Origin of the sequence: Bradyrhizobium sp. (assembly GCF_016462955.1) — a bacterium.
Taxonomy (GTDB): domain Bacteria; phylum Pseudomonadota; class Alphaproteobacteria; order Rhizobiales; family Xanthobacteraceae; genus Bradyrhizobium.
The window spans coordinates 1-8,544 of the sequence record NZ_JAEMSD010000301.1 but is presented as its reverse complement, the minus strand read 5'-3'; the positions used below and the strand labels follow the sequence as shown (position 1 = coordinate 8,544).

Below are 8,544 nucleotides of genomic sequence, written 5' to 3'. Positions count from 1 at the left end.
GCCTGCCGCTGACCAAGATGCGCAGCCCTTACGAGTTCCTGGTCGCCAGCGGCAGGCTGCTTGCGCGCGTGCCGGAGGATCCGAGCCGCTATCTCAACGGCCTCAACCTGCTCGGGCAACCGTTATGGGCGCCGCCGGGCCCCAACGGCTTTCCCGACAGCAATGCCGCCTGGGCCGCACCCGAGGGCATGAAGCTCAGGCTCGACATCGCCGCGCAGATCGGCGCGCGCCTCGGCAACAACATCGATCCGCTCGACCTGCTGGAGTTCGCAGCTGCCGATGCGGCCTCGACCGAGACGCGGCGGACCGTCGCGCGCGCGGAGTCGCGGCAGCAGGCGTTGGCGCTGCTGCTGATGTCGCCGGAAATGCAGAGGAGATGATGATGATCGACTGCGTCGAGAACCGACTCCTCACCTCGCGCCGTCACCTGCTGCTCGGTGGCGTCTCTTTTGCCGCCTGGGCTTACCTGCCGAAATTCGCCCGCGCGGCCGACGGGCGCGATCCGCGATTGATCGTGGTGATCCTGCGCGGGGCGCTGGACGGCCTTGCGACCGTCGCGCCGATTGGAGATCCCGATTATGCCGGCCTGCACGGCTCAATAGCGCTCACTGCGGACGGTGCGCATCCCGCGGTCATGCTCGATGGTTTCTTCGCGCTGCATCCGGCCATGCCGAAATTTGCGCGCATGTACCGCGACAGGCAGGCTGCAGTCGTCCACGCGGCGGCCACGCCCTATCGCGACCGTTCGCATTTCGACGGCCAGGATGTGCTCGAAAGCGGCTATGCCGGCCCGGGCCGCGTGCAGTCCGGCTGGCTCAACCGTGCGCTCGAAGCGCTGCCGCGCGGCGAGCGGGTGACGAGCGGCCTTGCAGTCGGCCCCACCACGCCGCTGGTGCTGCGCGGCAATGCGCCCACCGTCGGCTGGGCGCCGGCTGCGCTACCGCAGGCCGACGAGGACACCGCGATGCGCCTCGTCGAGCTCTATCGTCACCGCGATCCCGCTTTGGCCTCCGCGTTGTCGCAAGGCCTCCAGCTCGACAAGGCCGCGAGCGGCGACGACATGAAGGCGACACGCGGCAACGCCGCCGCACAGATGCGACAGGTGGCGCGCGGCGCTGCGAAACTGATGGCGGCCGATGATGGCCCGCGCATCGCCGCGCTCGCCTTCGACGGCTGGGACACGCATGCCAATGAAGGCGGTCCGGTGGGGCGTCTCGCCTTCCTGCTCGGCGGGCTCGACGGCGCGCTGGCAGAATTCGAGAGCGGGCTCGCCGCGCGCTGGCGCGACAGCGTCGTCGTCGTCGTCACCGAGTTCGGCCGCACCGCGCGCATCAACGGCACCGACGGCACCGACCACGGCACCGGCACCGTCGCGCTGCTCGCCGGCGGCGCGGTGAAGGGCGGGCGCGTCATCGCCAACTGGCCGGGCCTCAAGCTTGCGAGCTTGTACGAGGGCCGCGACCTCAAGCCGACCACGGATCTGCGCTCCGTCATCAAGGGCGTGCTGCAGGACCAGTTCGGCCTGTCCGAGCGCGTGCTAGCGGAGACGGTATTTCCGGATAGCGCGGCAGCACGGCCGATGAAGGGGCTGGTGGCCTAGGACGTCAGACCTGCGCCTTGCGGCGCATCCCGGAATGACGACATGATGGGCCGAGCATCAGGAGAGACCACCATGTACATCGCCATGAACCGTTTCCGCGTCGCCAAGGGCTCCGAGGCTGCTTTCGAGCAGGTCTGGCTTTCGCGCGACAGCCATCTCGACAAGGTTCCGGGCTTCGTCGAATTCCATCTGCTGAAGGGCCCCGAGCTCGAGGACCACACGCTCTACGCCTCCCACACCGTGTGGGCGAACCACGCCGCGTTCGAGGCCTGGACCAAGTCGGAGGCGTTTCGCGCGGCGCATCACAAGGCGGGAGACAACAAGCCGCTTTATCTCGGCCATCCCCAGTTCGAGGGCTTCGAGGTGGTGCAGACGGTCGGGCGCGGCGCGAACTAGCGCGCGCAGCGCTCAGCCCAGGGTGATCTTGTCGATCTCCGCCATCTCATCCGCGCTAAGCTTCCAGGCGATCGCCTTCACGTTCTCCTCGATCTGCTCGACGCGCGTGGCGCCTGCGATCACGCTCGACACCTGCGGGCGCGCGGCGAGCCAGGAGAAGGCGAGCTCCAGCATCGAGCGGCCGTGCGCCTTGGCGAAGGCCTGGAGCTTCTCGACCATGTCCTCGTTGCGCGGCGTGACGTAACGGTCGCGCAGCGCCGGCGCCTTGGCGAAGCGCGTGTCGGCGGGGGCCGCCGCGCCGCGCTGGTACTTGCCCGTCAGCAGGCCGCTCGCGAGCGGGAAGAACGGCAGCAGGCCGAGCCTGTACTCTTGCGCCGCCGGCAGCAGGTCCTTCTCGATGTCGCGCACCAGCAGTGAGTATTCGTCCTGGCAGGAGACGAAGCGGCTGGCATTCATCGCGCGTGCGGTGAACTCGGCTTCCGCGATCCGCCAGGCCGGGAAGTTGGAGTTGCCGATGTAGCGCACCTTGCCCTGCCGGATGAGGTCGTCGAGCGCACGCAAGGTCTCTTCCATCGGCGTCAGCGGGTCGTAGTCGTGCTGCTGGTAGAGGTCGATGTAATCGGTCTTGAGCCGCCTCAGGCTGGCCTCGACCGCATCCATGATGTAGCGGCGCGAGGCGCCCTGCCTGGTGCCGTCGGTCGCCATCGGCTTGGCATATTTGGTGGCGAGCACGATGTCCTTGCGGCGGTCGCCGAGCACGGTGCCGAGCACCGTTTCCGAGCCGCCCATCCCGGCATAGATGTCGGCGGTGTCGAACAGCGTGATGCCGAGATCGAGCGCGCGATGGATCACCTTGCGCGAAGTCTCCAGATCCGTGCGCTGGCCGAAATTGTTGCAGCCGAGCCCGACCGCAGACACGCGAAGGCCGGAGGCGCCGAGATTGCGAATTTCCATGGGAGATCCTGTCAGATGAGCAGCGTCGCATTGTGACCACCGCGCGGCGCATCGGCAAGCCGATGCCTGCGCTGCTGCCATGCAGACAACCCCGGACAAAAAAATGCGGCCCCTGTCAGACGCGGCGACTGACGGGGACCGCTTGGGCGCTTGATCGGTGACGGGGGGCCTGACCAGACGCAGGGACAGCGTAGGCCGGCTATGTTACGCGCCAGTGACAGGCGAAGTTATCCACAGGCGACGCCGGCAGGCTCAGAACACCTTGCGATAGACGATGAATCCGGAGCGCTCCGCGACTTTGTCGTAGAGGCGCTGCGCGGTGAGGTTGGTCTCGTGCGTTTGCCAGTAGACCCGCGGCGAACCCGCGAGCTTTGCCCGCTCGTAGACGCCATGGATCAGCGCCGAGCCGACGCCTCTGCCGCGCGCGGCCTCGGACGTGAACAGGTCCTGCAAATAGCAGGACGGTTCGATCGCGGTGGTGCTGCGATGAAACAGATAGTGCGTCAGCCCGAGCAGGCGGCCGTCGCTCTCGGCGACCAGCGCGTGCATCGGCTCATAGGCGTCGAAGAAGCGCTGCCACGTCATGCGCGTGATCTCGGGCGCGAGCGCCGTCGGGCCCGAGCGGCCGTAGAAGGCGTTATAGCCGTCCCACAGCGGCAGCCATTGATCGTAGTCCTGCCGGACGACCGGGCGAATGGTGAGGGACATGTGGATTTCCGCAAGTTTCGGAGCTGCGCGACGAAGCGAGATTCTTCATACGTGATGACGGCATTGCCGATCAATCGCGGAGTCGCGTCACTCCGCGACGCGCAGATGCCCGATCAGCTTGCGGCCGGCGGGATCGCGCAGCGAGCGGTAATAGTCGGCCTGCGCCGGCGCGTCGGTGTGGCGCACGAGGTCGGTCACCGGGGTGTAGCTCAGCATCCGCCCGCCATCGGGCAACGCGGTGCAGACAAAGCGCAGCACCTCGCCGTTGCGCATTTTGATGTTGATCGGCGTGGCATCGCCGACCCGCACCATCTCCATGCGCTGCGCGATGAAGGTGCCGAGCTCGTCCTCCGGCAATTCGAACGCGCCGGTGTCGCGGCCGTGATACATCAGCGCGATGAAGGGCGGCTTGCCGTCGGCGATCTCGTCCGGCACCGCGAAGTAATCGCGGAACGCGCGGTTGATGAATTCGGCCCGGGTCTCGGCATCGAGCAGCACAATGCCGATATCAACCCGGTCCAGCGCGGCCGAAAGCCGCGCGGCGATGGCGTGGCTGCGGCGCTCCGCCGCGAACGTGCCGAGCAGCCGCTGGCGCATCAGGCCGGTCACGCCAGCGGTGACGCCGGCGATCATGGCCAGGAGGCCGAGCCGGATCAGATCCGCGGCGACGTAGGACACGCCGTGCCGGTGCAGAAACAGCAGCGCCGCGCAGAGCACCGCGGCTGCTGCGGTGATCATGGCGGGGACGAGGCCCGACAGCGCACCGGCGAGCGCAACGATGCCAACGAACAGCGGCGCAGGTGAGGGGGCGGGGATCACGCGATCGAGCAACATCAGCAGCAGCAGGGCCGCTGCCGTCAGCGCCGGACCGGAGATCGCACGCCATCCGAACCGCATGGACCAGTCTCGCTCCTCCCGAACGAGGTAAGGCCGCAACACTGACTGATTGTTGCGCGACCGCGATGCAATTTCGTGCGGTGTGCTTAAGCTGGGCCTGCGCGCAAGCCTAAGGCTTTCGGATGATTTTAGACCAAGTGCGCGTGCTTGACGCGCTGTTGCAGCGCCGGCGCATTCAGCGTCGACGTGCCTGCGCCCTTGCGCGTGCCGACGATGATCAACAGCGACGCCGCGACCAGGATGGCCGCAGTCAGGGTGATTGCAACGATGACCACAGGTGATTTCATCGACGTCCCGTCGCGATGCCGGTCGGCGCGGGCCGCACGGCGCCCTGAAGGCTGGTCCAGGATGAAACGGGAATCAGACCGGCAATCCCATCGCCATGGTCGCCTTGGTCGACAGCACAGTCAGGGTGACGATCAGGCACAGCGAGAGCGCGGCGACGGCAAGCGAGGCCGCAACCGCCTGGGTAAGCCGGGAAGACGCGACGGTAGCGGGTGGGCTTTGAAAGCCTGCCGTGCCGGACGCCCGAATCATGGTCTAAATCCTTCAACACGCGAGCGAATCACCCGCGACTTTCCGGAAAGTCCCAGTTTCAACCGGCAATATTGCGGCGGTTGCCGTGCCGAAAATGGCGGGATTGCGGCAAAGACAGCCCTTATGCCCGCTATTCGCCTGAGCGGATAGCCGTCAGGCGCCCGCCGCGATGCTGGCGTGGTCGTCGACGTCGGCCGCGCGCCAGTCCATCGCCACGAAGCCGGGCGACGCTTCGACGCGCTGCAGCCAGTCCCGGATCGCCGGGAAGGTGGAGAGGTCGAAGTCGCAGCGGTCGGCGAGATGGGTGTAGCCGTATAGCGCGATGTCGGCGACCGTGAGTTGGCGCGCGGCGAAATAGGCGTTGGTCTTGAGATGGTTTTCCATCACCTGAAGCGCGCCATAACCGCGCTCCATCCAGTCCTCCAGGGAATGGGTCTGGAGATCGCGGCCGCCCTTGACCAGCGACAGCCAGAAATAGGCGGCGCCGATATTCGGCTCGAGCGCGTGCTGCTCGAAGAACATCCATTGCAGCGCCTCGGCGCGGTCGATGCGGTTCTCGGGCGCGAGCGGCGTGCCGACGGCGACGTACCAGAGGATGGCATTGGACTCGGCAAGATAGCGATTCTCGCCGACCTCGAGCAACGGCACCTGCCCCGACGGGTTCTTGGCGAGGAAGTCCGGCGTGCGGCTCTCGCCGCGCAGAATGTCGACCTCGACGGCTTCGTAGGGCAAGTTGAGCAGCGCCAGCGCAAGGCGGACCTTGTAGCTGTTGCCCGAACGTTGCATCGAATAGAGCTTGTACATTCTGCGGTTCGAATCCGAGGACGGGATGACGCGGCGCTCGCTGTCCCGAGGCGGATAAACAATGATGCCGATGCGAATCCGCCGCAAGAGCCAGTCGATAGAAAAACTCGAAACGCTACCGCACTGCAATGACGCGGAAAATCATTTTCGCGCGACGATGCAAATCAGATCACGTGTACGTCAATGCGGAGCCGCGTCGTCATGCCCGGGCTTGTCCGGGGCATCCACGTTCTTCGTGCTGCGTGGCCAGACGTGGATGGCCGGGCCAAGCCCGGCCATGACGGGGGAAGAACCTCACTCAAAACACGCAAAATTGCTCCGAGGACAGGCCTTGCCGGATATGAGGGGTTTGGCCGGCAAAGTTGCGGAAAATTGCGGGAAATCGCGGCTTGAACCTGCTCAGATCCGTAAACTTTTGCGGATCAGGCCGAAGTTTCTTGCGGCGCAGCGGCGCACGTTTTAGGGTGGCTCATTCCCACAATCCAGGTCGCGAGGCGAAAGGCTTCACGACGCTTGTCAGGAGATGACGATGTCCTTCCTTGCCGCTGCGCTCGACCGTGTGAAGCCGTCCGCGACCATCGCGGTCACGGACAAAGCACGCGCGCTGAAAGCGGCGGGCCGCAACGTCATCGGCCTCGGTGCCGGCGAGCCCGACTTCGACACGCCCGCCAACATCAAGCTTGCCGCGATCCACGCCATCGAAGCCGGCAAGACCAAGTACACCGCGGTCGATGGCATCCCCGAGCTGAAGGACGCGATCATCGCCAAGTTTCAGCGCGAGAACGGCGTGGTCTACAAGCCGAACCAGATCATCGTCGGCACCGGCGGCAAGCAGGTGCTCTACAACGCGCTGATGGCCACCATCAATCCGGGCGACGAGGTGATCATTCCCGCGCCCTATTGGGTCAGCTACCCCGAGATGGTGGCGCTCGCCGGCGGCGAGCCGGTGCCGGTGGTCTGCACCGCTGCGACCGGTTTCAAGCTTCAGGCCGAGGCGCTCGAGCGCGCGATCACGCCGAAGACCAAATGGGTCATCCTGTGCTCGCCGTCGAACCCGACGGGAGCCGCCTACACCAGGGCCGAGCTGAAGGCGCTCACCGACGTGCTGATGAAGCATCCCCATGTCTGGGTGATGACCGACGACATGTACGAGCACCTGGTCTATGACGACTTCCAGTTCACCACCGTGGCGCAGGTCGAGCCCGGCCTCTACGACCGCACGCTCACCGTGAACGGTGTGTCAAAGGCCTATTGCATGACCGGCTGGCGCATCGGCTATGCCGGCGGTCCCGCACAGCTGATCAAGGCGATGTCGACGATCCAGTCGCAATCGACCTCGAACCCGTGCTCCATCGCGCAATGGGCGTCCGTGGAAGCGCTGAACGGTCCGCAGGAGTTCATTCCCGCCAACAACAAGGTGTTCAAGGAGCGCCGCGACCTCGTGGTCTCCATGCTCAACCAGGCGAGCGGCATCGAATGCCCGCGCCCCGAGGGCGCGTTCTACGTCTATCCGTCCTGCGCCGGCACCATCGGCAAGAAAGCGCCGTCGGGCAAGGTGATCGAGAACGACGAGACGTTCGTGACCGAGCTGCTGGAGACCGAAGGCGTCGCCGTGGTGCAGGGGTCGGCCTTCGGCCTCGGCCCGGCCTTCCGCATCTCCTACGCGACCAAAACCTCGGACCTCGAAGATGCCTGCAAGCGCATCCAGCGTTTCTGCGGCAACCTGCGGTAAGACGGTCGCGCAAGAATCGAAAAGGCCCGCTTCGGCGGGCTTTTTTGTTCCGGCAAGTGAAGATTTGCCGGGGACAAGAGCGCACTGCTCTATCCCCGTCATTGCGAAGAGCTGTTGCGACGAAGCAATCCAGACTGCCTCTGCGGAGATAGTTCTGGATTGCTTCGCTGCGCTCGCCATGACGGAGGATCTGGCACGGCCGCGGCTCTTGTGGCATAGACCGTCGCGCAACACGGGTGGGGCGCTCTCTCTGCTCGCATCACATCATAGCGGGAGATAATTCATGCGCCGTTCGTTCCTCTTCGCCGGCCTCATCGCTGCCGGCCTCGTTGTCTCCGTCGCAAATACCAGCGCGCAGCAGCAGCGGATGGCGCGGGTCGGCATACTGGAATGCCGCGGCGGCGCCAGCGTCGGCTTCATCGTGGGATCGGTGACCCATCTCGGCTGTGTGCTGCGCGCCGATGGCTCGCCCGACGACCGCTATGTCGCGACGATCCGGAAAGTGGGCCTCGACATCGGCATCACCCAGGAGACGGCGCTGGCCTGGGGCGTGTTCGCACCGGTCGATCGGCTCGGCCCCGGCGACCTCTCCGGCAATTACGTGGGCGCGCAGGGCAGCGCCTCGGTCGGTGTCGGCTTGGGCGGCAACGTGCTGGTCGGCGGCTCCAACAATTCGATCGCGCTGCAGCCGCTGAGCGTGCAGGGCCAGGTCGGCCTCAACATTGCCGCCGGCCTCGAGAGCCTGGAACTCCGTCCGGGCCGTTAGCGAGCGCCAGCGGCGGTGTTGGCTCACCTCTCCCGAAGGGAGAGGTCGGATCACATCGAAGATGTGATCCGGGTGAGGGGTTACAGTCCCTCCGTACGCTGCGGCCCCTCACCCGGATTGCTCAGGCGCGCACTGCGCGCCATAGCAATC

12 protein-coding genes are annotated in these 8,544 nt (G+C 65.9%); 6 read left to right on the top strand and 6 right to left on the bottom strand.

Features of this window, described 5'->3' with window-relative positions; translation table 11 throughout:
- The 3 genes from JHD07_RS25655 to JHD07_RS25645 form a co-directional block, all read left to right on the top strand.
- Window positions 1-380 (top strand): DUF1800 family protein (locus JHD07_RS25655; RefSeq protein ID WP_291627138.1); only part of this gene is annotated, 380 nt, incomplete at its 5' end.
- Between the two features lie 2 nt (window positions 381-382).
- A complete protein-coding gene (locus tag JHD07_RS25650; protein WP_291627135.1) occupies window positions 383-1,600 on the top strand; it encodes a DUF1501 domain-containing protein in 1,218 nt (405 codons plus the stop codon).
- A 72-nt stretch (window positions 1,601-1,672) separates the two neighbouring features.
- Complete coding sequence (locus tag JHD07_RS25645) at window positions 1,673-1,996, top strand: antibiotic biosynthesis monooxygenase (RefSeq protein WP_291627133.1); 324 nt, start codon at window positions 1,673-1,675, stop codon at window positions 1,994-1,996.
- 12 nt (window positions 1,997-2,008) lie between these two features.
- Here JHD07_RS25645 and JHD07_RS25640 read toward each other — a convergent pair whose 3' ends face one another.
- The 6 genes from JHD07_RS25640 to JHD07_RS25615 form a co-directional block, all read right to left on the bottom strand.
- The gene (locus tag JHD07_RS25640) at window positions 2,009-2,950 is read right to left on the bottom strand and encodes an aldo/keto reductase (RefSeq protein ID WP_291627131.1); all 942 of its coding nucleotides are present in this window, start codon (window positions 2,948-2,950) and stop codon (window positions 2,009-2,011) included.
- A gap of 252 nt (window positions 2,951-3,202) precedes the next feature.
- Window positions 3,203-3,658, bottom strand: coding sequence for a GNAT family N-acetyltransferase (locus JHD07_RS25635; RefSeq protein ID WP_291627129.1), 456 nt, complete (start codon window positions 3,656-3,658; stop codon window positions 3,203-3,205).
- Window positions 3,659-3,745: 87 nt separating this feature from the next.
- Window positions 3,746-4,555, bottom strand: coding sequence for a PAS-domain containing protein (locus JHD07_RS25630; protein ID WP_291627127.1), 810 nt, complete (start codon window positions 4,553-4,555; stop codon window positions 3,746-3,748).
- A gap of 128 nt (window positions 4,556-4,683) precedes the next feature.
- Window positions 4,684-4,842 carry a hypothetical protein gene (locus tag JHD07_RS25625; RefSeq protein WP_291627125.1) on the bottom strand — a complete coding sequence of 53 codons (159 nt, stop codon included), beginning with the start codon at window positions 4,840-4,842 and terminating at the stop codon, window positions 4,684-4,686.
- A 73-nt stretch (window positions 4,843-4,915) separates the two neighbouring features.
- Window positions 4,916-5,092 carry a hypothetical protein gene (locus JHD07_RS25620; protein ID WP_291627123.1) on the bottom strand — a complete coding sequence of 59 codons (177 nt, stop codon included), beginning with the start codon at window positions 5,090-5,092 and terminating at the stop codon, window positions 4,916-4,918.
- 153 nt (window positions 5,093-5,245) lie between these two features.
- On the bottom strand, window positions 5,246-5,896 hold the full coding sequence (locus JHD07_RS25615; RefSeq protein WP_291627121.1) for a glutathione S-transferase family protein: 651 nt from the start codon (window positions 5,894-5,896) through the stop codon (window positions 5,246-5,248).
- A 61-nt stretch (window positions 5,897-5,957) separates the two neighbouring features.
- Between JHD07_RS25615 and JHD07_RS25610 the strand changes: the two genes are divergently transcribed.
- The 3 genes from JHD07_RS25610 to JHD07_RS25600 all read left to right on the top strand — a co-directional run bounded on the left by JHD07_RS25610 (window position 5,958) and on the right by JHD07_RS25600 (window position 8,394).
- Window positions 5,958-6,359, top strand: a complete 402-nt coding sequence (locus JHD07_RS25610; RefSeq protein WP_291627119.1) for a hypothetical protein — start codon at window positions 5,958-5,960, stop codon at window positions 6,357-6,359.
- A 66-nt stretch (window positions 6,360-6,425) separates the two neighbouring features.
- Window positions 6,426-7,628, top strand: a complete 1,203-nt coding sequence (locus JHD07_RS25605; RefSeq protein ID WP_291627117.1) for a pyridoxal phosphate-dependent aminotransferase — start codon at window positions 6,426-6,428, stop codon at window positions 7,626-7,628.
- 283 nt (window positions 7,629-7,911) lie between these two features.
- On the top strand, window positions 7,912-8,394 hold the full coding sequence (locus JHD07_RS25600; protein ID WP_291627115.1) for a DUF992 domain-containing protein: 483 nt from the start codon (window positions 7,912-7,914) through the stop codon (window positions 8,392-8,394).
- The last annotated feature ends 150 nt before the right edge of the window (window positions 8,395-8,544 follow it).

What these genes read in the sequence shown, in the direction of transcription:
- JHD07_RS25650 (WP_291627135.1), top strand. Translation starts at nt 383, where the DNA reads ATGATCGACTGCGTCGAGAACCGACTCCTCACCTCGCGCCGTCACCTG.
- JHD07_RS25645 (WP_291627133.1), top strand. Translation starts at nt 1,673, where the DNA reads ATGTACATCGCCATGAACCGTTTCCGCGTCGCCAAGGGCTCCGAGGCT.
- JHD07_RS25640 (WP_291627131.1), bottom strand. Translation starts at nt 2,950, where the DNA reads ATGGAAATTCGCAATCTCGGCGCCTCCGGCCTTCGCGTGTCTGCGGTC.
- JHD07_RS25635 (WP_291627129.1), bottom strand. Translation starts at nt 3,658, where the DNA reads ATGTCCCTCACCATTCGCCCGGTCGTCCGGCAGGACTACGATCAATGG.
- JHD07_RS25630 (WP_291627127.1), bottom strand. Translation starts at nt 4,555, where the DNA reads ATGCGGTTCGGATGGCGTGCGATCTCCGGTCCGGCGCTGACGGCAGCG.
- JHD07_RS25625 (WP_291627125.1), bottom strand. Translation starts at nt 4,842, where the DNA reads ATGAAATCACCTGTGGTCATCGTTGCAATCACCCTGACTGCGGCCATC.
- JHD07_RS25620 (WP_291627123.1), bottom strand. Translation starts at nt 5,092, where the DNA reads ATGATTCGGGCGTCCGGCACGGCAGGCTTTCAAAGCCCACCCGCTACC.
- JHD07_RS25615 (WP_291627121.1), bottom strand. Translation starts at nt 5,896, where the DNA reads ATGTACAAGCTCTATTCGATGCAACGTTCGGGCAACAGCTACAAGGTC.
- JHD07_RS25610 (WP_291627119.1), top strand. Translation starts at nt 5,958, where the DNA reads ATGATGCCGATGCGAATCCGCCGCAAGAGCCAGTCGATAGAAAAACTC.
- JHD07_RS25605 (WP_291627117.1), top strand. Translation starts at nt 6,426, where the DNA reads ATGTCCTTCCTTGCCGCTGCGCTCGACCGTGTGAAGCCGTCCGCGACC.
- JHD07_RS25600 (WP_291627115.1), top strand. Translation starts at nt 7,912, where the DNA reads ATGCGCCGTTCGTTCCTCTTCGCCGGCCTCATCGCTGCCGGCCTCGTT.